Source organism: Dysosmobacter acutus, assembly GCF_018919205.1.
Lineage (GTDB): Bacteria > Bacillota > Clostridia > Oscillospirales > Oscillospiraceae > Oscillibacter > Oscillibacter acutus.
The window spans coordinates 2,652,627-2,675,536 of record NZ_JAHLQN010000001.1 but is presented as its reverse complement, the minus strand read 5'-3'; the positions used below and the strand labels follow the sequence as shown (position 1 = coordinate 2,675,536).

Sequence of the window (22,910 nt, the reverse complement as noted above, 5' to 3'; positions counted from 1 at the left end):
TTCCTTCCTTACAGCGCAACGCTCTCAGAAAGATCGTTGCCGAAGATATCCGTGTAGACGATCATCATGCGCGCCCCGGCGCCGGACCGGCTGAGGCGGATCAGAAGCTGATCGCCCCCGCGCTCCATCTCGTCGGGGAAAACAGAGTCCGTCATAATGAACTCGCTGCCGTTGTAGCGCTTGTCGATGAACACGGCCGAGAGCAGATCAAAGCCGGAAAGAGCTTTTTCCTCGTCGGTTTTGGCGGAGCGGGGCTCATCGGAGGAAAAGGAGCGGATGGCAATGGTGATCTGATCCTCCGTCACCGTGATGTCACGCTCCGCGGATGGCGTGCGGTTGAAGGAAAATCCGATGGACTCGTCCACGGCGTTGACGGCGGTTTTGGAGCGGGGCTGGCGGAATTTCCGAAACTCCTTCTGGTGCAGCTCCCGGATGGTCTGGTAGGGGATTTTGAGGAAGTAGTACCGGACGCCGTCCACCTCCTCGTAGTCGGTGATGTAGTCCAGGTGGGTGGAGGGGGCGACAATGTAGACCCGGCTCCCGCCCATTCTGCCGCCTAAGTGGCTGCTGATGTTTTCCAAAAAGGCGTCGTCAATGTTGGAGTCGCTGTACTGGTTATAGTCAAAGATGACCACCGGGTCGCCGTCTTTTTTCCCGTCAAAGGCATATCCGCCGATCCGGTGCGGCTTTAAGTCGATGTTGAAAAGGCCCGATACAAACTCCTTGTACTTGCCGAACTCCATGTCCAGCGCCGCCTTCAGGTCATAGGCGCCTAAGGAGCAGGTGAGGAAGCTGCGGGCCGGATGCTTATAGGGCGGCGTAGTCTTGGCGTGACTGGTCAGGCTCCTGGACTTTCCAATCTCCAGAATCCGCCGCTGGCAGGTGAAGTGGGAGAGCTTGCCGATGTCGCACAGCACCCACCGGCGGTTCAGCTTTTCCGCCACGGCCGCCAAGGTGCCGGAGCCGGCAAAGCAGTCAAGCACAATGTCGCCCTCGTCAGAGGCGGCCAGCACGATGCGGCGCAGCAGCTCCTCCGGCTTCTGGGTGGGGTAGTCGATAAACTCCGAACTGCTCTGCTTGGTGGTGGAGCTCTGGCCGATGTCCCAAACGTCGTCGGCCTTCTTCTCCGAAAAGTCCTCGTAGATCAGCTTACCGGAATCGTCCCGGGCAGAGACCAGCTTTTTCTCTTCCGCGGACCAGATGCGCTTATCCCGCTTGGTAGTTTTGTCCAGGGGAATCATCACCTTGTTGGAGGTATAGCGGGAGGTTTTGGCGTACCAGAAGATCACGTTGTGGTTGTTGGCAAACCCCCGCACATTACCCTGGAAATTGTCGGGGTAATGCCAAACGATCTCGTTGACGAAGTTGGTCTCGCCGAACACCTCATCCAACACCACTTTGATGTAATGGGCCTTTTTCCAGTCCAGATGGACGAAGATACTGCCCTCATCCGAGAGAATCTCCCGCATCAAAATCAGCCGCTTACGGACGTATTCGATGAACTCAGACCCCTTTTTCTTGTCCGTATAGGCCTTGGCCCCATCCCGGCTCTGGAAGTCGTCGGAGGTGGCAAACGGCGGGTCGATGTAGATCAGCTTGACCTGGCCCTTGAGCCTGTCTTTGATGAGGGGGTCTTCATTTTTGTAGATGGTCTTCAGGAGCTGGAGATTATCGCCGAATACGATCAGATTGTTCCAGCCATCCCGGGGCGCGGGGTGGTCCGGGCCGTTGAAGACCTTCTCCACCTGCAAAGGCACAGGAAAGGAGCCGTCGTCATTTGCAAGCAGGTCCTCCTTGCGCATCTTGCCGGCATAGGCCAGCTCATACTCCTTTTGCTCCACCGGGAAAAGCTTGTAGCGGAAGTCCTCGGGAAGCTCCGCCCCGGATTCGATCAGGTCGATTACATAGTCTTTTTCCGCTTTGCTCAGCATGTACAATCCTCCATTGTTCTGTATCCGGACCCTCTGATAATTTTGCCTCAAAATAAAACCCGCCAAGTCTGCCCCGCCTGACCGGCGCTGTGACCGGCTTGTCCCGGCCGGGGAATGGCCGGTTGGAAAAACCGCGGGAATATTCTTCTTTACTATACTACAAAATCGGCCGGTCTTCAACTGAAACCTCGCCCGGATGGGATAGAGAAAAGACGCAAAGCGGCTCCGGGGGAGTGGCCCCGGAGCCGTTAATCACTGAAAAAAGCTCTGTTTCGGCTGACTTCTTTCCTGGGCGTGGGCATAGCGCTGCTCCGCCTTTTCCCAATCCAGACGGGAGAGATAAGCACGGACATACTGGGCGATGTCAAACTGGTGGACCGGAAGATAGGCGTGCTCCCAGAGATCCATCACAAAGATGGGGCTGATAAAATTGAGGTCCACGGTCTCGTTGTCCCGTGTGATGGCTATGTGCAGATTGCCGTTGGACTCGGTCACAAGCCACACCCACCCGGAGCCGGGGAGGCTCTGGGCCGCTTCGGTCAGCAGCCGTACGAAGTTCGGCACAGTGCCGTAGGAGGCGGAGAGCTGCTGGGTCAAAAACCCGGAGGGGGACGCAACGCTGGCACCGTTCAGACCATCAAAATAGAACTGGTGGTTATAAACAGAGCCGGCTGCGTCTCTCAGGCGGTTTGCGTGGGCGGTGGGCAGGTTGATATCCTGGGTGAGCAGCTCCTCCAAAGAGAGATGGGTCAGACGGTGCCGCTCCACCAGACGGTTGAGCCGGTAGACCTCATTGGCATAGAACTGGTCGTGGTGGAAGTAAAGGGTATTCGCGTCACAGCAAGGCATTATGGAGACATAACTGTAAGGAAGGGAGACTACTTCAAAGGGGTAGTACTGGTCCATTGTTCACCTCCTTTGGTACAAGGGCCATAGATACAGCATTCTATGCCAAAGGGGGTTGTTTGTGTGTGCTGGGGCTGGGGAGGCGGTACATGGCGCAAATGAGCCGCTTACCGCTTTTTCATCCGCAGAGCGATCAGAGCCTTGACATCCTCCAGAATCTCCGGCGTGGTGACGTCGATCATGAGCCAGCGCCCACCCTGAAAGAGCCTCGTTTTTTCATAGAGTGTCCGCACATAGTCCGTGCAGGCGCACAGCAGCGCCTCCGCCTCCACGGACTCCCTGCCCCCAATGGACACCAGGCAGGTGTAGCGGCCCTGGGCCGGATAAAGGGTGCAGAGGGCGCGGCCGCCTTTTTTATATTTGAGATTCCATCCCGGAGCGCCGGAGCAGACACTGTGCTCCAGCCTTGGGACGACTCCGTATGCGGTTTTCAGGTGGCCAAGCAGCTGCTCCCACAGAGGGCTGTCCACATAGGCGGAGAGCTCCGGGAGGGTGGGATGAGTATTTTTGGGGTAGAGCGTGTTCCAATCCATGCGCTTCTCCTGTTTGCCTGCCGGGGCCAGGCTACCTGCCCTGCCAGCGCTTCAGGGTCGGCAGAAACCGGCCCATCATCTGCCGGGCCTGCTGGCCGCTCATGCCGGGATTGCTTTCCACCATGGGCCGCACGCAGAGCTCGATCATCTCCTCCATACTGCCCTCAAAGGTAAAGCGGCCCCTCTCATAACAGTACTTGCAGTACTCTTTGCTCTTGGCGCCGTCAGCCTCCGTGCCATACAGCGCATTCTCCATGGGCATTCCGCAACTCTGACAAAATTTCTGATCCATAGCTGTCTCCTTTCGTTTGATGTTCCGATTCTATCACGCAAAAGCTGACAACTGTCTGTCATGTTCTGTGGTGTGCGGCAATTTTTTCCGCATAGTCGGCCAGCTGGTCCCTCAGCCATGCCGGCTCCAGGAGGTCCACGTCTGTTCCGAAAGAAAAGAGATAGCTCACGACCCAGCCGTCCAGGGGATAGCTGACGTCCACCAGCAAAGTGCCGTCGGGCTGAACTTCAATGCTTTCCCGGTCAAATTCGTCGTACACCCGAAAGGCGGCGCTCTGAGAAAAACGGAGCCTGAGGGGCACGGAAGAGACGGGCGGAGGCTCCAGTTCAACAGGCGGAAGCTCCGCTGTATAATCGTGGGAAAACACCTCGCCCACAGGCGCAAGATTGAGGATGCGCCCCACCTTGAACAGCCGGAAGCCGTCGGCACGGAGGCAGAAGGCCTGCAGATACCAGTGCTTGTCCTTGTAGATCAGCTTCAGGGGATGGACGCTGCGCCGGGTAATCTGACCGGAGGCGCCGCAGTAGGTCAAATCCAGCACCTGCCGGCCCAATATGGCATTTTTCAGCAGCTCAAACCGGGCGGTATCTTTCCGGCGCAGCCCCCAGCGCGAGAAGTCCACTTCAATCCAGTTCTGGCTGCTCTTTTGAAAGGCGGAGGCCAGCTTGTCCAGCAGCACATTCACAGTTTGGTCCGCCGCCTGCAGGCTCTGAACGGCAAACAGAAGCTGGTTCTGCTCCTCGTCGGAAAGAAGCCGCTTATCAAATGTATATCCGGGCAGCAGCGAGATGCCGCCGCCCTTGCCGGGGGAAGCGTACACCGGCACTCCCGCCATGGAGAGGGCCTCCACGTCCCGGTAAACCGTGCGCACGGAGACCTCCAGCGTGCGGGCAAGCTCCGGCGCGCTCAGCGTGCCCTGGTTCAGCAGCAGATATAAAATCTGGAAAAGCCGGTCGTTTTTCAGAAAAATCCCCCCAATGTCCTATATGAGTACAGTATACCACAGACCGCAGAAGAGGCGGGATTGAAAATAAAAAACGCTCCCTTCGGCAAGGGAGTGAAATAAAAAAATCCTGTCCCATGGACGGGATTTTTGAATGGGGACGGATTTTAACCCGATGCGGCGCTACTGGGTAAAATCGATATCCGCATCCCATGTCCCCATCGGGGCGGAGCCCAGCAGAGTGGGTCCGCCCCGAAAGCAAAGAAACACCCCGTTCGGCTAAGAAGCCTCGCCGGCAGGCGGGGATTCGTGCCAAAAGGGATGTTTCTGAGCTGGCGCAGCGGGTGGGATTCGAACCCACGTGGGATTGCTCCCAAACTGATTTCGAGTCAGCCCCGTTATGACCACTTCGATACCGCTGCATAATTTTTTCTCTTCACCCAGAATAGAGGCTGGTAAAAGGACAAAAGAGCTGTTACAATAAATCGTACATCTTTAAGCAGAGCCGACTCTGGTATTATGCCACATTTTTTCCCTTCTGGCAAGTTGAATTTGATACAGCAGAGGGCAAAATGGCCAGATTGGAGTTTGCAGAAAGGTGAAAGGGGGATGAGCGATATGGCGTCCATGCGCCAGACCAACCTGGAGATTGGTATGCCTTACGTGGACCAGGCCATGCGGAAGCTGACGCTGGAGATTCAGACAGCCAGGACCATCCATGCGCCGATTTTGAAGGTTATCCACGGCTACGGGTCCTCCGGAACCGGGGGAAAGATCCGGACGGCGGTCCGCCGGCGGCTGGAGGAGATGTACGGGAAAGGGGAAATCCGCGCCTACATCCCCGGTGAAACGTTCTCCATTTTTGATGCGGCCACGCGCGATGCCTTTCTCCGCTGCGCGGAGCTGCGGCAGGACCGGGACTTGGACCGTTACAACAATGGGGTGACCTTTATTGTATTATAGCGTCGTCGTGCGGCGCGTGTTTTCCCAATTTACCCCTGAAAAAATCGGATTTCTCCTTGACAGGAAAGCTGTTTCGTGGTATCCTTACAAAGCTGACGATTTCTTCGGAGGGCGCATGCAGGTGTAGCACAATGGTCAGGGCACCAGCCTTCCAAGCTGGGGATGCGAGTTCGATTCTCGTCACCTGCTCCAAATTCCATTTGCGCCAGTAGCTCAGTTGGATAGAGCAACTGCCTTCTAAGCAGTAGGCCAGGGGTTCGAATCCCTTCTGGCGTACCATTTCCTCTCTGGAATATAGATCAATCAGCCGCTTCCCGTGTGAAATTTCGTATATGTGGTGGGTGTAGCTCAGTTGGTTAGAGCACCGGATTGTGGTTCCGGGTGTCGAGGGTTCGAGTCCCTTTACCCACCCCAGACCGAGAATGGGGATCGGGAGAAATCCCGGTCCCCTGCTCACTCCTCATATTGGGGTGTAGCCAAGTGGTAAGGCAAGGGACTTTGACTCCCTCACTCGCTGGTTCGAATCCAGCCATCCCAGCCAATACCTTTTCAGGAAGCGTTTTCAGATGCGTCAAGAGATGACCCAGTAGCTCAGTTGGCAGAGCAATTGCCTTTTAAGCAATGGGTCCGGAGTTCGAGTCTCCGCTGGGTCACCATCGAAAAAGCCTCAGGTTGTCCAATGACAGCCTGAGGCTTTTTTTGTATGAATTGGAAGGTCCGATAAGTTGTTGCGCGAAAGCGTTCAACTCCTATCGGTTGCACGCCCCTTATGAGAACATTTTTAGGAGGGCGTGCGGATGAGCAGGGAGGCCACAGGCGAGAACGGAGCAATTTTGGGCAGCGGCGAATATTGGAGCCGCGTGAACCGAGACACATTCTTCGGCAGGCTGATGCGGCGGCCGTCGGAGACGACTTATTGGGAAACGCTGAAAGAAATTGGAGATCGGGCCGCCGGAGCGGCAGAAGAAATTTATGAGGACTTACGGAAAAATGAAAAGTGGATTCATAAAATCGAATCCAGCGCACGAAATGCACTTGCAAAGCAGGTGCGTGGCCTGTATGATGTCAGTAGAATGGCAGGCGTATCCTGCCCGCACAGCGGCGAGTGCGAATCCATACTGAACCTGTCCGGCTATCCTGTGTGGAGCAATCCCTTTGGCACAGAGCGCGCGGTGCGGGCGGCGGTCTGGAGAGTCAGGAACCACCCGGAGTTTTCTGCCGGCGAGTGCATAGACCTCATCAAACGGGCTGCGGAGTGGGGGAGCGGCTATGCCGCGGGCGGAAGCGGGAAAAACCGCGCGTTCTTAGAAGAGATATCCCAGGGAAAGGGAAAAGACTTCTTTGAAGAGGTTATCAAGGCGTATGAAAGCGGCTGGGAGCCAGAGGTGCGGGGCGGCTGCGGCCATGTCATAGGCGGGAACAAGTACCTGTCCCACATGGAGGGGGAGGTATTTCTAAGGGAGCTACCGGCGGACAACAGCGCCCGCTGGGGAGGAGCAGATTACGCCGGAGCGCTGAAGGAGTCTATAGAAGGGATCGCCCGCCAGATGGAGCGGGATTTGGAACGCGGCGAACGGGAGAACAGCTACATCACCGATGAGACCGAGCGGGCGCTGAAGCTTGCGGCGGTCGAGTTGGGGCGCTGCGGCGCGGGAATCGGCTCATTGGGCGGAAAAATTGAAAGGCTTGCGTGGTTCGTGGGCGGCGACCCGTCAAAAATCCGGCAGCTGCAAAGCAAGCTGAACCAGATAGGCGTGGGAGAGCACCTGACCGAGGACGGGGTCTACGGGAAGAAGACGCTGGCGATTCGATCTGCTTTTTTTGAGAATCTGATTCATGGCACAGTCCCTTCTTTAACGTGGATTGATCCACTGCAAAGTTCGTATACACAGATATATTCTGTGCCAATTCAGAAAAATAGCATTTCCATTTCATCTTTGCGCGACTTTTCTTCACGGAGTATCAATCTAAAAGGAACAACGGTTTTTCGAGCCGATACGCCGCATTCTGGATTTACTTATCATATCAATACAGTTGAAGGCCGCAGCATTAAAACAGGGCAATATGCAGCCTCAAAGCTGCAACTTCAAAATTTGAATAAACTAAATCATACGGAAATTTCTTATGACGCTTTCCAAGTGCTGAGGAACTTTGACGGTGTTGCAAAGAAAATACGTATAGCCGGGAAGGTACTGTTGGCAGCGGGAGTTGCGTTGGATGTATTGGAACTCTCTCGGACTATTGAGGATGATCTGCAAGATGCAGATCGAAAAATTGGGAAAGAGACGTATTCGGAAATTGCAAGCATTGGTGGCAGCTGGGCAATTGGTGCATTGGGAGCAGAAAGTGGCACTTTACTGGGAGCGAGCGTCGGAACAGCGATTTTTCCTGGAGTTGGAACGGTGATTGGCGGAGCGATTGGTGGGTTGGTTTTAGGACTTGCTGGTTCTTTTGCTGGAGATCGCCTTGGAAGCTTTGTGATAGATATTACAATGGTGGAGTGAGAATATGCTTTTTCGAAAAACGGACAAGAGGCTGCGTCAATCAATTAAAAACGATACACGAATACAGTTGGGGACAGGCGGGTTCTATGATCATGAGGTATCGGAAAATCCAATGTATTCGCTGTATTGCCTGAGGCCATTAGATGAGAGTGGAGATATGATGTTTCCAGCTCTCGCTTTGGAATGTGCTGCGCAACTGTTAAGCGGCTTCCCAAGGGTCGTAAACCGGCTGTCATGCGTGATAGATTCGTACCAGCTAAAAGAGGAACCATTTGTTCTAACTTATCAGAGTTTAGGCGGAAACCCAATATTTCTTGACAGCCGTACGTTGCAAACAACAACGGAAGGAATAGACCGCAAGTTGCTGAACTGTATTCCTGAAAAAGAATCTCAATGCTATGAGCTTACTTTTTATGGGTTTGAAACGATGCTAATGGATAATTTTTACAGTAAGGCATATCAGATGGAACTATTTTATCATGAGGATCATGATTATCTTCTTTTGGAGATGTTGGCCATGACGGATGAAGTGGTTGAAAAGATTCGGAAGATTTGCAAAAACCACGGAAGAGACTTAGAGATGTACGGATTTGGCAAAGGGGTATAAACAACGGAAATCCCAATCCCACATGATAATAAAAGAGACGACGAAAGGCAGCTCCCGATAAGAAAACATCGTGAGGAAAGAGAGAACGGTATAGCTTCGGCTGTACCGTTTTCTCATTTTTCCATTGATGCTGTGACTTTTGACATTTCCAAGGCTCCGATACCCTTGTAGTAAATGTCGATCTCCTGCGTCCGATTCTTGCCCTTCGGGTCGCTGGCCGCATGGACGATGATTTTCTCCACGAACTCATGGAGTATGCAGGGCGTGAGCTCCGGGATATCCGTGTACCTCTCCACAACGGAGAGAAAACGATCAACATCCGCCGATTTGCTTTCCTCCAGCTCCACTTCTTTCCGAAGGGAACTCGCCAGCACCTTGAGCTCCTGTTCTTCCTTCTCATAGTCCGCAGAGAGCTTCTGAAAGCGTTCATCGGAGAGCTTGCCCGAAATGTTGTCCTCATAGAGCCGCTTGAAGATAGCATCCAGCTCTGTGATCCGCTTCTCGGAATCGACAAGCTGCCGTTTCCGCTTTGCAAGATCCCGGTCACGCTGCCGCAGGTCACTGTCCATGACCAGCCTCACAAACTCGTCCTTACTGCGGGAGGCGAAGGAAACGATCTCCCGCAGGTTTTCCAGAATCAATTCCTCCAAGATCACCGTGCGGATGGAATGGGTCTGACCGCAGAAGTCACGGCTCTTTCGGTAGCCGGCGCACAGGTAGTATTCCTGCTCACGCCGGAAGTTGGTGGCTCTGCATTGATACATGACAGATCCGCAGTCCGCGCAGAACATCATGCCGGAGAACATCCCCATTTCTCCCATTTTTGTAGGACGACGGCGCGTCTGCCTTGCTGCTCTCGCAGCGTCCGCGATTGCCTCCGTCCAGATCGGGTCATGGGTGTTCTCAAAGATCATCCACTCACTTTCCGGATTATGGATGACCTTTTTGCTCTTGTAGGACTTCTTCCTCGTCTTGAAATTGACCGTGTGCCCCAGGTACTCCCGCCAGCGGTCCATGATATCCGCTACGGTGGAGGCATCCCATGCGTAAGGCAAGCCCCGCTTGATATTGCTTGCTTTCCGGCCCCTGCTGGCATAATAGGCGGCCGGGGTCAAGATCCTTCGCTCTGTCAGCTTCCTTGCAATCTGGGACGGTCCGAAACCGTCCATCACATATAGGCCGATCTCATAGACCACCGCTGCGGCTTCCTCGTCCCTGACCCACAGCTTTTTGTTGTCAGGAGACTTCATGTAGCCATAGGGCGGCAGGGTCGTCAGATGCTCGCCGGCGTTGCCTTTGACCTTCATCACGGCACGGATCTTCTTACTGGTGTCTTTCGCATACCACTCATTGATGATGTTCCGAAAAGGGGTGAACTCATTATCACCCTGGGTGCTGTCCACGCCATCGTTGACAGCAATAAAGTGAATGTCATGCTCCGGGAACATGATTTCGGTATACATGCCCACTTGCAGATAATCACGGCCCAGGCGTGACATATCCTTGATAATGACCCGATTGACAAGGCCGGCTTCGATATCCGCAATCATTTGCTGGAAGCCAGGTCGGTTAAATGTCGTACCAGAAATGCCGTCATCAATATAAAAGCGATAATTTTTGTAGCCGTGGTCAAGTGCATAGCGTTGAAGGATCTTTTTCTGGTTGATGATACTGTTGCTGTCGCCCTGCAATTCATCGTCACGCGACAAACGGCAGTACAAAGCGGTAACAGCTTCGACGCTCATAGCGCTGTAAGGGAATTGAAGCGCGGCAGCGGTGTTTGACTGATGATACATAGTAACCTCCCATCCGGCAGTCAAACACGGTTTTGAAGTCACCTTCATTATACCGCGTCTTTTTGTCCCTGTCTGCCTGTTTGGGAGAATTAAGTTGTAGCTTCTTTCTGAACGTCCGCTTTCATCAGACGTTCCAGCTTTACGGCAATACCCTCATCGCCCTTTTCCCGAAAGAAGGAATTGACGATAAAGGTTGTGTTGCCGATCTGTTTTTCGCTCCGCCTCGGCGGGGCGTATTTCTTTTCAGATGAAACGGTCGTTTGCATAGTTAGCCCCTTTCTAATCGTCTGAAAACAAATCATTTTTTGATAGCTTACGAAGAACAGCAGAAACGGACGGCTGAATGGCCTATCAGCTCCACGGGAATCCCACCCCCGCACGGTTCTCGCGCGGCCCTGCTCATTGCCTGCGACGCCTCACCGCCTGAATACGGCTGCACGCCCGGACTATGACTGCAAGGGAGTATCGCCCCGCCTGTGCATCGTGGCCCGCAGGCTGCCTTGCCCGCTTTGCGTCCCGGTGGATATCGCTCGCCCCGTTGGAGGGTCATGGCGCACCGGCCGTATGGCTCCGCACAGACGGGAATGTATCCGTCTGCTCTATGCTGCGCCGGGATTTGCCGGGCTTTCTTTGTCAAGGAGCAAAGGGCTCAGCCGCGCGGAAAGGGGGGCGCACGGTTAAGGCCTGCCTGGGTTCAGTTCAGGTCGAAACTCAGGATGGCGACGATCAGCTTCGTCTCAATTCGACGGCGGATCTCCTCGTCCACAGCAAAGCAGGGGTTTCCGTTCTGATTGCAGCCCCTACGCATGGACAGTGCCGCTATGTAGCCGGAATAGTGGTCCAGCACACGGTTTACGGCTTCCGGGTCGCCCCGCACGGCGGCGGCGATCACCGGGTAAGGGATCAGGCTGCTTCGCGCGGTTCTGCGCTTACTCATTCGCGTCACCTCCCATCAGCCTTTTCAGCAGCTCATAGGCCTGCTGCCTGCGGTTGTTGACCGTTCTCCGGGACAGGCTCAGCCTCTCGCCGATCTCCCGGTCTGCCAGCTCCAGGAACCAGTACATCAGAAGGATATCCCGGAATCTCTGAGGCAGGGCGGTCAGCGCGTCGGCCAGCCGGTCATCCTTAATGAGGATCACGTCGCCGCCCACGGGGAAGGATGTGTATTCCCAGGGATAGAGGTCATAGGTCGCAAGCGACTCGCTGCCCTCCTCCGGCAGATCGCTCAGGGACACGAAGCGGTCCTGCTGAACGCGGATCTGACGGAAAGCATTGGCAGACTCGTTTCGGATGGTCCTTTTGCAGAACGCATCGAAGGTGTGCTGCTTGTGCCGGTAATGGTGTTCAAGGTCCATTTTCTCACCTCCCTTCGCGCCGGAAGGCAGGTCGTTGTTTCCCCTTTCACCCCCTACTCGTCTTGCAAACACCCCTTTTGGCCATTTTTGCGGAAATTTCTCAAAAATATTTTTCTCGCGGCTCATGCTGCGCTCCTTTCGTTCTGTTCGGGTGGATGTTCCTTCCAGAACGAAGGGCGGCGGGGAGCGGCAGCCCACGGCGAAAAAGTGCCGGGAACGACAAAAAGCGCCCATACAGGCATAAAAGCCTGCATGGGCGCTTTGGTGCGGTTCAGTATGGAAATTGTCGGCGGCTGTCGGAGGGCATAGGTATCCTACGGTGTCCGGGTATCGCCCGGTTATGCTCCCGGTGCGGCTCGTCGCCGCAGCATTAGCGGCACCTCCTGTGCTCTCCTGTCATACGCATAGGTCCCTTTCATCTGAAAAATGTTGGGACAGCAAAAACGACGGCTGCCCCGTACAGAGCAGCCGCCGTTTTCCCTATACCATACGCTGCTTTTCAGTACCGCAAGGATGGGTGTCCTATTGTCGTCATATTCTGATTTCTTTCAGGGCATTTCCGGCTTCTTCACCAGCTTGACGGTGAACGCCTGTTCCGTGGCTCCCTCCGGCAGCAGCTTTGCCATGACCACAAGCCGCTGATTGCCGCTGTTGGTCTTGTCGTACTTCCGGCAGCAGGTGGAGAGGGTCAGGAAGGTATCCCCCTCGGAGAAGGTCACACCGTCAATATCCAGCCAGTTTTTCTTCTCCACGGTCTGGAAGAACTCGGTGAGCTTGCTCCCCATGGGATTGGGGTCAATATAGTCGAAGCCGACGTCCGTAATAAACAGGGCGGTGATCTGGAAGATCAGGTCGTCCCCGTCCACGGAAAGGTAGATGTAGGGGTTCTCCTTCACGAAGTCCGCGTCCATATAGCGGTGCAGCTTGGTAAACCGCACACCGTCCGGGTCGCAGTCGTTGGCAGAGTGGCCGTAGATGACGGTGTTGGTATCCAGCGCGTCCCGCCCGCTGAGATGGTTCCGGCAGTCGGCGTAGTAGCAGCCCCATGTGCTGTACTCCCGCAGCTCGTCCCGGTTGAGGTAAAAGCCGTTGTCCTCCGCCTGCATCACAGGGTCGTCCACCTCCGCGCCGGGGATATACAGCCACGCCACGGCGTCTGGGTTCCTGCTTTTGGCGTCGGCAAGCTCCGCCTGCCGGTTGACGGTGGGAATGGGGGTCGCCTCCACTTCGGAGGTGCCGGAGGGATCTTCAATGGGATCGGGGTCTTTCTGATAGCAGCCCATGACGCCCGTGGTCATGGCAAAGAGCAAAACCACCATGCAGAGCATGGGTCGGATGATCCGTCTGATTCTTTTCATAATGCGTTCTCCTGCCGCGCTGGAGCAGCGGCATGGCTCAAAGTGTTGTGTGTTCGGACAAAATGTTTCTTGTAGCGAAAAAGAAACAGCGCAGCTTCGGGGCGAGATGCCCGTCCGCTGCGCTGTCCAATGTTCGCTTATGGGTCTTTGCCAGCGGCCTTGCTATTCAGCCATTCGTATAGACTGGGAAACTCATCCGGCGGCTCTGGCGGCTTTTTGCGGCGCTCGCGCTCGATGCGCAGATCGCTCCGCACCAACAGAATACCGATGACCGTTACTATAAGGAATGGCACGAGCAGAATGCCTCCGATCAGCACCGTCACCAGCCACTCATCCAGAGAGGATAAAAGCCCGCTGTCGGTGAACTGATCAAACCAGCCCAAGTACGAAAGAGCAACTATCATGGCGGTGATCAGCAGCGTTCCAACGCCGCCAATGACCACAAATGAGATGTCAAGCCGCTTTATCTGCTGCCATTCCTTTTCCGTCATACGCGCTTACTCCGCAAGGGCGCGCCAGATGAAGGTGACGATCTGTGCGCGGGTGCAGTTGGCGTCAGGGCTGAACGTGGTGTTGGTGGTGCCCTTGGTGACATCCTCCTTGACAGCCCACAGCACCGCGTCAGCGTAGTAGGCGCTTGCCTTCACATCGGTGAAGGGATTGGCCGTGCCCGCTGCCGGGGACTTCTGAGAGCGCCACAGGAAGGTGACGATCTGCGCGCGGGAGCAGGTGGCGTCGGGGCTGAACATGGTGTCGCTGGTGCCCTTGGTGATGCCGTTCTCCACGGCCCACAGCACCGCGTCATAGTAGTAGCTGCCAACCTTCACATCGGCAAAGGGCATGACTGCGGACTTGGCTGCGGGGCTGCCTGCTGCGCGCCACAGGAAGGTGACGGCCTGCGCGCGGGTGCAGATGCCATCGGGGGAGAAGTGGGTCGCATCGGTGCCGGTGGTGATGCCCTTTTCCACGGCCCAGTTGACAGCTTCCTCATAGTAGCTGCCCTCCGGCACATCCACGAACACGCCGGTCTGGGGGTTGCCGCTGGCCTTCATAAAGACGACCTCGATGGTGTGGTTCTTCTTCACATTCTCGAAGGTGTAGGACTTCACCGCGCCCACGTTCTTGCTGTCGATCAGCACCTTGGCGACGGCGTAGCCCTTATTCGGGGTGATGGTGAAGGTCTGATCCCGGCCCTCGCGGACGCTGACATTGCCGGTGGGAGAGATGGAGCCGTTCACGCCTGCGGTGGCCTTGATGGTGTAGTAGGTGTAACCGCCGCCGCTGCTGCCGCTGCCGTTGTAGACCCAGTTGGCCTTGACGGTGACGTCCTTATCCGGCATGACGAAGCTGGCGTTCTTGCTGCTGGCGCTGAGGACGGTCACATCGTCGGAGGTCCAGCCGTTGAAGGTGTAGCCAGACTTGGTTCCGGCGTAGATATTGACCGTGGTTCCTGCGGCATGGCTGCCAGCGCCGGTAGCGCCGGTGCCCGCGCCGCTCAGGGTGACGTTGTGATACTTGGCAGCCTCCGCGTCGGCGACCTTGATGGTAAGCTCCTTCGTGTCAGAGCCGCCGCCATTGGTGGCCTTGACGGTGAACTTGAAATCGCCGGCCTTGGAGGGCGTACCCTTGATGGTGTCGCCCACCAGCGTCAGGCCGTCAGGCAGATTGCCAGTCTCGATGCTCCAAGCGATGGGGTTGGTGCCGGTGGCAGCCAAGGTCTGGCTGTACGCATCGCCCACCTTGCCGTCCGGCAGGGCAGCGGTAGTGATGGCGGGCTTGGTGGGAACATAGGTGCCCTCGGTGGCATCGAAGGTGTAGGTCAGGATGACAGAATCCGTATAGCCGGTAACGGCAGTCACGAGCTTGGCATCCTTGCCTTCGATCTTATTGTAGGTAGAATCTGCCGTGAACACGTTGCTGTTCTTGGCTTCCAGCGTGATCTTCACGGTGTAGGCCGTACCGGGCTTGAACGTTTCGCCGATGGCAAGAGTAGCGCCGTCCGCTGCCGTCCACTCGGTGTTCGCCACATAGTAGGTGTTGTCACCGGTGGTGGCCATTTCCGCGGCAGCGTCCTTGACGGGCTTGGCAACGGTCAACTTGGCAACATCGATCTTCACCAGCGCGGGGAACGTGCCGGTATTCATCGGCTTGCCGCAAACATCGCACTTGGTGTACCATGTGCCCTCTGTGCCGATACCAGCGGGGATATCGGTGATCTTGCTGCTCTCCACATGGTTGGCTTTGACCTTGTGATGGCAAACAGAGCACTCCTTAAAGTGCTTGGTGGCATCAGCCAGGTCGGGCGTCCAGTCGCCGAACTTGTGGGCTTCAAACTTCATTTCGCCGCATGTGCAGCTTTGGTAATGCTCGCTGTCGTTCCACCATGTCCATTCGCCGAAGGTATGCTCATGAGCTACATCCGTGCCGATGTTGTAGACTGCCTTGGGGTTGGAAAGGACGGTCTGTTCAACGGCAGTGCCGGTGCCGGTATAACGCAGCGCGCTCTTCGGCATTTCAACGCTGATGGCCGCGGCGGAGGTCGCCGTAGGCGTGCCGCTGATGGTGATGACCAAGGTCTTTGTATAGTTGGTTCGATCCTTGACCTTGGCGGTCAGACCTGCGGGCCGATTGGTAAACCAGCTGGAAACATCCGTGCCTGCCGTAAGATCTTCCGCGAATACGTCGCCACTCAGCGTAATGCTTACGTCGACAGGGGTGATTTCTTTATTTACCTTGCCGACTACGCTTGCATCGGCAATAGTGGCATAGGAAATGCGAGGGTATAAATATTCCTGCTTATCGCTATGCACCCAATATGTATAACCATCGGGATGCTCCATCTGGATACCGGTGACCGCGTCGAATCCGTGCATACCATAACTACCGCTAAGAGTGATGCTATCCTTCTCCGGTTCATATTCCTTCCACTGGTTGGTATCGCTGAGATCATTCACATCACCATTATTATAAGACACCATGATCTTTGCATTGACAATATCAGTGGACAGGGAGACGTTCAGGCTATCATAGAAGCTGGTGCCGGAAGGAGGGTCAGCAACAGGCGGCGTGAGTTCAACCTTAGTGAAGTCACAGGTTGCGATGTCGCCAAATTTCTCCATATTGCTGTAACCCTCAGAGTTATAAAGGCAAGCCTTGATGGTGGTGTCCTTGCTAATCTTTACTTGTGTACTATCGTTTGATACTGTGGCGGCTGGATTCTTTGTCCAGGTCGTTCCACTCTTGTCATACGGGTCAGAACCGTCCGTGGTATAGAGAATCTCCCAATAGGTATTCGGCGTTTCCAGGTTTACCTCAAGCGTCTCAGCGAACTTGCCGCCTGCGGGATATACCGTTACATCCGGTGCGCCCGGGACGTTATACCATTTCAAAGTAAACTCATTGCTTGTAAAGTTCTGACCATTGGCGGTAACGATAACCCGGCAGGTCATCTCTGTTTTATCAGGCTTTGGACCCAGAGTTGCCGCGACAAGAGCATTCGCACTTTCAGCGTCGCCGCTGGCAAGCGTTGTATCATCTTCATTCACCAGCTTCCAGCTTGTGATGGGCTGGCTGAATGCAAAGTAAACCTTGCTGTCATCAACCGAAGAAAGCCAGCTGCCGGTAGGCTGATTGGTGAACGAAACCCCATGGTAGCCGGGGCTCACTCTCACATCGCAGTCCGGCATGGTAAAGGTTGTTTCTCGCTGGGTCGCATTTGCGAAGGTCACGCCGGGGGTTTCCGTATACCACTGGGTAAACATCATGTTGTCGGCGGTGCGATCATTCGCCTTCACGGTAACGGTCTGCCCGGCCATTGCCGTGGAGGGGGTTGCCGTGCCGAAGCCGTTTATAATCTTGATGCTATGCGGCACTTCTTTTCTTGGGAAGTTTACGTAAACACGAAGCTTGTTTGTCGAGCCGCCAAAGTCATTAGCCTTCCAGAAATCGCCGCCGGAAACAGACACTTGAATCAACGCCTCATCAGTGAAGCTATAGTTGGATCTCGCTTCAAAAAAATACATTGCCGTATAATCCTGATGAGGGTCATACAAGTCATCTTTGTCTTTAATCACATTCGAATTCGAAGTCGTACTCAGGCCCTTATAAACCGTGCAGCCCTTAAACTCCATCTCACTGTCCGGGTTGTAACTAACAGGCTCCAAATCTGAGATCTTTGCACGCTCGCCTGTTGGCTTGATGGTCAGGCTGACCTCATCAATCTCACCTGCCGGGAAGTTTACGTAAACACGAAGCTTGTTTGTCGAGCCGCCAAAGTCATTAGCCTTCCAGAATTTGCCGCCGGAAACAGACACTTGGATCAACGCCTCATCAGCAAAGCTATAGTTGCCTCTCGTTTCAAAATAATACATTACTGTATAGTCCTGATGAGGGTCACGCAGGGTATCTTTGTTTTCAATCACATTCGAATTCGAAGTCGTACTCAGGCCCTTATAAACCGTGCAGCCCATTAACGTCATCTTGTTATACGGGGTATAACTAATGCGCTCAAAATCAGAGATGGTATTGAGCATACTGCCAGAGATGGTCAGGCTGACCGTATCGATCTCTTTACTGATATCATCAGTAATATTGACACTGTCTGTCAGCGAGGACGCGTCTGCGTTCAGCGGGGTATCATCTGACAGCTTATAGATTTTCTGGTTGGTGCCAAGATAATCTGAAATATGTTTTCTGCTACCTTTTTCCAGATAAATGCTATGTCCATCCGTTACGCCATCGGTCGTATGAATGATGCTATTTTCAATCGTCAAAGAGGCATCTTTTCCAACAAAGATTGTTCCGCTGTTGTTTCTCTTTATCGCATCTGCTCCCGGAGCAACGGAACTTTTCAGTGTAGCTTTTTTTATGTTCGTTGTACCACCGGTTGCATAAACTGCACCTCCATAAGAGGTGCCGGCGGTTTCTCCTGTCAGTGTAGCGTTGTCAATATTCACAGTGCCACCATAGTTATATACTGCCATGCCGTAAACAGCTGCATTGTAGGTGCCTGACAATGTAACACCACCGGACACATTCAACATTCCCTCGTCATTGACATCAACAACAGCGTTGCATGAAGCGTTGGTGTTTGCTTTGAATGTCAACGAACCGCTTCCTCTAATATCCAGGCGATTTCCAGGGCCATGGACGGAGAACATACTTCTTACGCCGGCCGCACCTACAGCGGCAATAACCGTAACGGTGCCATCTACAATGAGCGTCTTTTGTCTGCTAACGTTAAAGGCTGCATTGTAAAGGTCGAGCTTTAAAACCTTCTCAATATTGATTCCTTTGGGAACTTTGATGTACTGCATTCCCAATCCCACGGTATCCTTTTCCAGTTCGGCCTTTAACTCATCAAAGGTCGTAACTACAATAGGGTCGCTCGCTGTACCGCTGCCATCTGCTGCAAAGGCCATTGTGGGGAACAGACCCACCACCATGACGAGGCAGAGCAGGATGCTCAGTATCCGTTTTCTCATCGTTTTTCTTCCTCCTTTTGATCGGAAATTCGTTGCCCGCGTTTTGTGTCCCGGTGCGCGGTCACCGGGCAGAAGGTGTTATGCCGATTGATCCGCCCCACCTCCTATTAACCCCGGTGGGGATCGCTTTCCGTCGCCGTCGCTCTCCCGGTCCCGCGCCTGTGTGCGGGGGCGAAGGAAGGAAAATAGCTTCTTCATCCCGTGCCACCCCCTACCGTCAGAGCGCGAAAAGGCGCGCCCTGTCCGAAAACACTTCGGGCAGGCCGCGCCTGTTGATAATATATGAGGGCAGCAGAAAAGGACAGACTTACTCTGTCTGTCTGTCTGTCTGTCTGTCTGTCTGTCTGTCTGTCTGTCTGTCTGTCTAATTATGGGGGAAAATCTCATGCTGTCAACCCCTTTTTTGCAGATGTTTCAAGGGCTTTCCGGTTTTGCGCTTCCGTTCAGACGCCTCGAAAAAGCGGTCTTGCGCGGCGCTGTCCTCGCCCTTCCTTCCGGACGCTTCGCCGCCTCGCCACACCCCGAAGCCCGGACAATTCAGCGCCCCGGCAAACGGGTATAGTTAGATACAATAAGTTTACCATAGACCCCTCCGCAATTCAAGGCTTTTGTGTGAATCCCCTGTATCTTTTTCGGGAACGGGTTGAAAAAATCCGACTTTTTTCGCCGCGAACAAAACATTTCTCCGAAAATCTGGCCAAAACGCCCTGTTCGGATTGTAGTATGGGTAGAGGGGGAAATACGAGGGTACGAAGTAGTCAGCAAGCACAGCAAGCGAGTACCCGCTTGCGGATTTTGCGCTGTTCAGGTCCCTTGCCCGAACAGTCAAAATTGCTTGCTGGGATATCCCAGACCCTTATGAGAAACGGAGGCTGCCCATGGCGAACCGAAAGCGGAACATTCAGATGAAATTCTATGTGACGGAGGAGGAAAAACGGCTCATAGATGAAAAGATGGCGCAGCTCCCCACACGGCGGTACGGGGCGTATCTGCGGAAGATGGCGATAGACGGGTATATCATCCAGCTTGACACCACGGATATCAAGCGGATGAACGCCGCCCTGTCCGCTATCGGCCGGAACATCAATCAGATCGCCAAGCGTGTCAACGCCGGAGGCGGCGCGTACAAAGCGGATATGCGGGAGATACAGGAGAGGCTGGATGAGATATGGCAGTTACAAAGACGCATCATATCAAGTCAACGCTGAAAGCGGCCATTGACTATATCTGCAACCCGGAAAAGACGGACGGAAAGCTGCTTGTTTCTTCCTATGGCTGCGCCGCCGAGACCGCGGATATCGAATTTGCCTGGACCCGCCGCCATGCCATCGACAAGGGAACGAACCTGGGCCGTCACCTGATCCAAGCCTTTCAGCCTGGGGAGGTCACGCCGGAGCAGGCCCATGAGATCGGCATGGAGCTGGCAAGGGAGATCCTGGGCGGCAGGTATGAGTTTGTACTTACCACCCACATAGACCGGGATCACGTCCATAACCACCTGATCTTCAACGCCGTCAGCTTTGCGGATCATAAGCACTACCATTCCAACAAGCGCAGCTATCACTTCATCCGCCGCACCTCAGACCGGATCTGCAAGGAGCACGGCCTGTCCGTCATCGTCCCAGGCCAGGACAAAGGAAAAAGCTACATCGAGCATCAGGCGGAGCGCGCCGGCGTCAGCTATAAGGCGAAGCTGCGCACCGCCATCGACCGGCTGCTGCCCGGCTGCCATGATTTGGAGGAGCTGCTGGTGCGGTTGCAGCGGGAGGGCTACGAGCTCAAGCGGGGCAAGTACATTTCCGCCAGAGCGCCGGGACAGGAGCGGTTCACAAGGCTAAAGACCCTGGGCGCGGACTACGCCGAGGACGCCCTGACCGCACGGATGGCCGGACGCGCCAGACCCTCCCGCCAGCCGAAGCACCAGAGCGGAAAGATCAGCCTGCTCATTGATATTCAGAACAACATCAAGGCCCAGCAGAGCGCGGGCTACCGCCATTGGGCGACCATCGAGAATCTGAAACGCATCGCCGAGACCAGCAACTTCCTGACGGAACACGGCATCGGCAGCATGGAGGAGCTGACAGAGCGCTGCGAGGCGGCGTCCGCCTCCGCCGCCCGGCTGAAAGCGGAGCTGCGGGAGACCGGGGCGCGGATTGAGGAGCTGACGCTGAAAATGAAGCACGTCGCCGCCTACCGTCAGCTCAAGCCAATCTACGACCGCTATCAGGCGTCGAAGGACAAAGAGAAGTTCCTGCGGGGCTATGAGAGGGAGATCATTCTCTTTGAGGCCACCGCCAGAGAGTGCAAGCGCCTGGGCACCGTGCCCCTGCCGTCCGCGGAGCGGATGCAGGCGGAAATGGACGCGCTCACCGCCCGGAGGGCGGCGCTGACCGCCGAGCGTCAGAAGGCGCGGCGGGAGGAGCAGGACTACGCCGCCGTGCGCCGGAACGTGGAGGAGTTCCTGTCCCCGCCCCGGCAGGCGCCGGCACGGCAGAAGAATATGGAGCTGGAATGACCCATGAGACAAACTTTTTGCCGCGATCTGCGTTTTCCCCTGGGCTTTTGCCAAAACGTCAGATATAATGAAGATACAAACGATTTTGAAGGAGGCGAACCCCATGACAAGAGGCGAGGCCTTAAAAGACTTTTTCCGCAAGACCATCCTGCCGGTGGCGTCGGCCGCGCTGCTGTACTGCATCTTCCGCTCCGCCTGCGTAAAGAACGGGGAGCTGGACTATCTCTGGCTCTGGATCCTCTGCGGGCTGCCGTTTGGGATCTGGCGGCTGCGGCTCTGGATCATACCGGGCGGCGGCTCTCTGGGCGGCGGGATCGCCCTGTTCCTTCTGAACTTCGTCTTTGCCGGCCTTATCGGCGGCTGCGTCCTTGTCTGGCGGCTGCTGGTGGCTGCGTGGTATGTGCCGCTGACGCTGTACCGCCTGCTGACGGCGGGCTGTGCGTGTATCATCACCGAGGATTAGGCCCGCGCTATGGAACTATGGAAAACAGCCGCTTTGCCGATGGAAAAGCCATTCACCGCCTAATGGAAAAGGACAGGCCTTTCCCACAGGACGGCAAACCGCTTTCCCACAGCGCCGCCCGGCTTGGCCGTTTGCCCACAGTCCCACAGCGCCTACGACTGCTGCTGCCGCAAAAATCGCGTTTCCTGATAGAAAAAATCATCATTTCATGGTAGAATGGGGATAGCCCATCGAAGGAGGAAAAAGCCCATGGACGAAAACAATTCCATACAGCTTTTTGAAGATAGAAAGATCCGCACTGTCTGGGACGAGGAAAAGGAAGAATGGTACTTCTCCGTGGTGGATGTGGTGGCGGTGCTGTCGGACAGCGCCAATCCCACGGATTATCTCAAAAAAATGCGCAAGCGGGACGAACAGCTCGCAAGCTACCTGGGGACAAATTGTCCCCAGGTAGAAATGACCGGCTCCACAGGCAAAAAGCGAAAGGTGCTTGCCGCCAATACGGAACAGATCCTGCGCATCATCCAATCTATCCCCTCGCCGAAGGCAGAACCCTTCCGGCTCTGGCTCGCCGCCGTAGGCCGGGAGCGCATCGAGGAGACCATCGACCCGGAACAGGCCATCGACCGGGCGCTGGAGACCTACCAGAAGAAGGGCTATGATGCCGACTGGATCCACCAGCGCATCCTCTCTATCCGCGTCCGCAACGAGCTCACCGCCGAATGGCAGGCGCGGGGCGTGGAGCAGGGCCGGGAATACGCCATCCTCACCGACGAGATCACAAAGGCATGGTCCGGCATGACCACCCGGCAATACAAAAACCTGAAAGGTCTCAAAAAGGAAAACCTCCGGGACAACATGAGCACATTGGAGATCGTTCTGAACATGCTGGCCGAAACCACGACCACGGAGCTTTCCAAGGCCCACCAGCCGGAGGGCTTTGAGGAAAGCCGGATCGTCGCCCGGCGCGGCGGCAAGGTGGCGGGAGACGCGCGGCGTGCCATCGAAGCGGACACCGGGCGGCCCGCCGTCACAGCGGAGAACGCCGCCCAGCTCAACGCCGTGGTGACGGATGTGATCCAGGGCGTGGCGGAAGCGGACAAGCCCAACGAGGACGAGAAATAAGCAAAAAAAGAAGCGGGGACGCAGCCAACGGATATACCGAAGGCCGCGTCCCCGCTTTCGCTATGGGCGCGGATGGGAAAGTGTCGAAAACCGCTGCTTTTTCGCCGCAGGAGCGCGGAAAAAAGCACGGATGGGA

At 55.3% G+C, this 22,910-nt stretch carries 20 protein-coding genes and 6 tRNA genes; 13 read left to right on the top strand and 13 right to left on the bottom strand.

Annotated features, from left to right (window positions below; translation table 11 throughout):
* Nucleotides 1–8: 8 nt before the first annotated feature.
* From KQI82_RS13045 to KQI82_RS13020, 6 genes are all read right to left on the bottom strand, one after another.
* Nucleotides 9–1,931 carry a site-specific DNA-methyltransferase gene (locus tag KQI82_RS13045; RefSeq protein WP_216633155.1) on the bottom strand — a complete coding sequence of 641 codons (1,923 nt, stop codon included), beginning with the start codon at nt 1,929–1,931 and terminating at the stop codon, nt 9–11.
* A 252-nt stretch (nt 1,932–2,183) separates the two neighbouring features.
* Nucleotides 2,184–2,837 (bottom strand): superoxide dismutase, encoded by a 654-nt coding sequence (locus KQI82_RS13040; protein WP_216633154.1) that lies wholly within the window; start codon nt 2,835–2,837, stop codon nt 2,184–2,186.
* Nucleotides 2,838–2,944: 107 nt separating this feature from the next.
* Complete coding sequence (locus KQI82_RS13035) at nt 2,945–3,370, bottom strand: DUF3788 domain-containing protein (protein ID WP_216633153.1); 426 nt, start codon at nt 3,368–3,370, stop codon at nt 2,945–2,947.
* Between the two features lie 31 nt (nt 3,371–3,401).
* A complete protein-coding gene (locus KQI82_RS13030) occupies nt 3,402–3,662 on the bottom strand; it encodes a zinc ribbon domain-containing protein (RefSeq protein ID WP_216633152.1) in 261 nt (86 codons plus the stop codon).
* 58 nt (nt 3,663–3,720) lie between these two features.
* Nucleotides 3,721–4,572 carry a helix-turn-helix transcriptional regulator gene (locus tag KQI82_RS13025; RefSeq protein ID WP_241426870.1) on the bottom strand — a complete coding sequence of 284 codons (852 nt, stop codon included), beginning with the start codon at nt 4,570–4,572 and terminating at the stop codon, nt 3,721–3,723.
* A 366-nt stretch (nt 4,573–4,938) separates the two neighbouring features.
* Nucleotides 4,939–5,027: transfer RNA gene (locus KQI82_RS13020), tRNA-Ser, on the bottom strand.
* A gap of 166 nt (nt 5,028–5,193) precedes the next feature.
* Between KQI82_RS13020 and KQI82_RS13015 the strand changes: the two genes are divergently transcribed.
* The 8 genes from KQI82_RS13015 to KQI82_RS12980 all read left to right on the top strand — a co-directional run bounded on the left by KQI82_RS13015 (nt 5,194) and on the right by KQI82_RS12980 (nt 8,679).
* The gene (locus KQI82_RS13015) at nt 5,194–5,568 is read left to right on the top strand and encodes a Smr/MutS family protein (protein WP_216633151.1); all 375 of its coding nucleotides are present in this window, start codon (nt 5,194–5,196) and stop codon (nt 5,566–5,568) included.
* 117 nt (nt 5,569–5,685) lie between these two features.
* Nucleotides 5,686–5,760: transfer RNA gene (locus KQI82_RS13010), tRNA-Gly, on the top strand.
* Nucleotides 5,761–5,770: 10 nt separating this feature from the next.
* A tRNA-Arg gene (locus KQI82_RS13005) sits at nt 5,771–5,847 on the top strand.
* A gap of 58 nt (nt 5,848–5,905) precedes the next feature.
* Nucleotides 5,906–5,982: transfer RNA gene (locus KQI82_RS13000), tRNA-His, on the top strand.
* Nucleotides 5,983–6,034: 52 nt separating this feature from the next.
* Nucleotides 6,035–6,109, top strand: a tRNA-Gln gene (locus KQI82_RS12995).
* Between the two features lie 39 nt (nt 6,110–6,148).
* Nucleotides 6,149–6,224: transfer RNA gene (locus tag KQI82_RS12990), tRNA-Lys, on the top strand.
* A gap of 141 nt (nt 6,225–6,365) precedes the next feature.
* Nucleotides 6,366–8,072, top strand: coding sequence for a complement resistance protein TraT (locus KQI82_RS12985; RefSeq protein ID WP_241426712.1), 1,707 nt, complete (start codon nt 6,366–6,368; stop codon nt 8,070–8,072).
* A gap of 4 nt (nt 8,073–8,076) precedes the next feature.
* Nucleotides 8,077–8,679, top strand: a complete 603-nt coding sequence (locus KQI82_RS12980; protein WP_216633150.1) for a hypothetical protein — start codon at nt 8,077–8,079, stop codon at nt 8,677–8,679.
* A 113-nt stretch (nt 8,680–8,792) separates the two neighbouring features.
* Here the strand turns inward: KQI82_RS12980 and KQI82_RS12975 are convergent, their stop codons facing one another.
* The 7 genes from KQI82_RS12975 to KQI82_RS12945 all read right to left on the bottom strand — a co-directional run bounded on the left by KQI82_RS12975 (nt 8,793) and on the right by KQI82_RS12945 (nt 17,558).
* Nucleotides 8,793–10,475 carry a recombinase family protein gene (locus KQI82_RS12975; RefSeq protein ID WP_216633149.1) on the bottom strand — a complete coding sequence of 561 codons (1,683 nt, stop codon included), beginning with the start codon at nt 10,473–10,475 and terminating at the stop codon, nt 8,793–8,795.
* Nucleotides 10,476–10,564: 89 nt separating this feature from the next.
* Nucleotides 10,565–10,741 (bottom strand): transposon-encoded TnpW family protein, encoded by a 177-nt coding sequence (locus KQI82_RS12970; protein WP_207215975.1) that lies wholly within the window; start codon nt 10,739–10,741, stop codon nt 10,565–10,567.
* Nucleotides 10,742–11,169: 428 nt separating this feature from the next.
* Entirely contained in the window at nt 11,170–11,412 is a 243-nt protein-coding gene (locus KQI82_RS12965) for a helix-turn-helix domain-containing protein (RefSeq protein WP_116722154.1), read from the bottom strand.
* Nucleotides 11,405–11,830 carry an RNA polymerase sigma factor gene (locus KQI82_RS12960; RefSeq protein WP_216633148.1) on the bottom strand — a complete coding sequence of 142 codons (426 nt, stop codon included), beginning with the start codon at nt 11,828–11,830 and terminating at the stop codon, nt 11,405–11,407. Before KQI82_RS12960 ends, KQI82_RS12965 begins: the two co-directional genes overlap by 8 nt.
* A gap of 548 nt (nt 11,831–12,378) precedes the next feature.
* Nucleotides 12,379–13,188, bottom strand: coding sequence for a class B sortase (locus KQI82_RS12955; RefSeq protein WP_216633147.1), 810 nt, complete (start codon nt 13,186–13,188; stop codon nt 12,379–12,381).
* A gap of 137 nt (nt 13,189–13,325) precedes the next feature.
* Nucleotides 13,326–13,679: a hypothetical protein gene (locus KQI82_RS12950; RefSeq protein WP_216633146.1), complete on the bottom strand. Its 354-nt coding sequence runs from the start codon at nt 13,677–13,679 to the stop codon at nt 13,326–13,328.
* Between the two features lie 6 nt (nt 13,680–13,685).
* Nucleotides 13,686–17,558 carry an S-layer homology domain-containing protein gene (locus KQI82_RS12945; RefSeq protein ID WP_216633145.1) on the bottom strand — a complete coding sequence of 1,291 codons (3,873 nt, stop codon included), beginning with the start codon at nt 17,556–17,558 and terminating at the stop codon, nt 13,686–13,688.
* A gap of 1,991 nt (nt 17,559–19,549) precedes the next feature.
* On the opposite strand from KQI82_RS12945, the gene KQI82_RS12940 reads away from it, so the two are divergent.
* From KQI82_RS12940 to KQI82_RS12920, 5 genes are all read left to right on the top strand, one after another.
* On the top strand, nt 19,550–19,879 hold the full coding sequence (locus KQI82_RS12940) for a plasmid mobilization protein (protein ID WP_216633144.1): 330 nt from the start codon (nt 19,550–19,552) through the stop codon (nt 19,877–19,879).
* Nucleotides 19,840–21,186 (top strand): relaxase/mobilization nuclease domain-containing protein, encoded by a 1,347-nt coding sequence (locus KQI82_RS12935; protein ID WP_216633143.1) that lies wholly within the window; start codon nt 19,840–19,842, stop codon nt 21,184–21,186. The genes KQI82_RS12940 and KQI82_RS12935 overlap by 40 nt, the downstream gene beginning before the upstream one ends.
* 103 nt (nt 21,187–21,289) lie before the next feature.
* Nucleotides 21,290–21,649 carry a DUF6050 family protein gene (locus KQI82_RS12930; protein WP_097800447.1) on the top strand — a complete coding sequence of 120 codons (360 nt, stop codon included), beginning with the start codon at nt 21,290–21,292 and terminating at the stop codon, nt 21,647–21,649.
* A gap of 17 nt (nt 21,650–21,666) precedes the next feature.
* Nucleotides 21,667–21,864 (top strand): hypothetical protein, encoded by a 198-nt coding sequence (locus KQI82_RS12925; protein ID WP_216633142.1) that lies wholly within the window; start codon nt 21,667–21,669, stop codon nt 21,862–21,864.
* Between the two features lie 34 nt (nt 21,865–21,898).
* Nucleotides 21,899–22,774 (top strand): BRO-N domain-containing protein, encoded by an 876-nt coding sequence (locus tag KQI82_RS12920; RefSeq protein WP_216633141.1) that lies wholly within the window; start codon nt 21,899–21,901, stop codon nt 22,772–22,774.
* The last annotated feature ends 136 nt before the right edge of the window (nt 22,775–22,910 follow it).

Excerpts from the sequence above, each read along its gene's own strand:
- KQI82_RS12980 (WP_216633150.1), top strand. The coding sequence starts at position 8,077 with ATGCTTTTTCGAAAAACGGACAAGAGGCTGCGTCAATCAATTAAAAAC.
- KQI82_RS13030 (WP_216633152.1), bottom strand. The coding sequence starts at position 3,662 with ATGGATCAGAAATTTTGTCAGAGTTGCGGAATGCCCATGGAGAATGCG.
- KQI82_RS13035 (WP_216633153.1), bottom strand. The coding sequence starts at position 3,370 with ATGGATTGGAACACGCTCTACCCCAAAAATACTCATCCCACCCTCCCG.
- KQI82_RS13040 (WP_216633154.1), bottom strand. The coding sequence starts at position 2,837 with ATGGACCAGTACTACCCCTTTGAAGTAGTCTCCCTTCCTTACAGTTAT.
- KQI82_RS12950 (WP_216633146.1), bottom strand. The coding sequence starts at position 13,679 with ATGACGGAAAAGGAATGGCAGCAGATAAAGCGGCTTGACATCTCATTT.
- KQI82_RS12955 (WP_216633147.1), bottom strand. The coding sequence starts at position 13,188 with ATGAAAAGAATCAGACGGATCATCCGACCCATGCTCTGCATGGTGGTT.
- KQI82_RS12985 (WP_241426712.1), top strand. The coding sequence starts at position 6,366 with ATGAGCAGGGAGGCCACAGGCGAGAACGGAGCAATTTTGGGCAGCGGC.
- KQI82_RS12945 (WP_216633145.1), bottom strand. The coding sequence starts at position 17,558 with ATGTATTATTTTGAAACGAGAGGCAACTATAGCTTTGCTGATGAGGCG.
- KQI82_RS12965 (WP_116722154.1), bottom strand. The coding sequence starts at position 11,412 with ATGAGTAAGCGCAGAACCGCGCGAAGCAGCCTGATCCCTTACCCGGTG.
- KQI82_RS13045 (WP_216633155.1), bottom strand. The coding sequence starts at position 1,931 with ATGCTGAGCAAAGCGGAAAAAGACTATGTAATCGACCTGATCGAATCC.
- KQI82_RS12975 (WP_216633149.1), bottom strand. The coding sequence starts at position 10,475 with ATGTATCATCAGTCAAACACCGCTGCCGCGCTTCAATTCCCTTACAGC.
- KQI82_RS12960 (WP_216633148.1), bottom strand. The coding sequence starts at position 11,830 with ATGGACCTTGAACACCATTACCGGCACAAGCAGCACACCTTCGATGCG.
- KQI82_RS12920 (WP_216633141.1), top strand. The coding sequence starts at position 21,899 with ATGGACGAAAACAATTCCATACAGCTTTTTGAAGATAGAAAGATCCGC.
- KQI82_RS12940 (WP_216633144.1), top strand. The coding sequence starts at position 19,550 with ATGGCGAACCGAAAGCGGAACATTCAGATGAAATTCTATGTGACGGAG.
- KQI82_RS12970 (WP_207215975.1), bottom strand. The coding sequence starts at position 10,741 with ATGCAAACGACCGTTTCATCTGAAAAGAAATACGCCCCGCCGAGGCGG.
- KQI82_RS12935 (WP_216633143.1), top strand. The coding sequence starts at position 19,840 with ATGGCAGTTACAAAGACGCATCATATCAAGTCAACGCTGAAAGCGGCC.
- KQI82_RS12930 (WP_097800447.1), top strand. The coding sequence starts at position 21,290 with ATGACAAGAGGCGAGGCCTTAAAAGACTTTTTCCGCAAGACCATCCTG.
- KQI82_RS12925 (WP_216633142.1), top strand. The coding sequence starts at position 21,667 with ATGGAAAACAGCCGCTTTGCCGATGGAAAAGCCATTCACCGCCTAATG.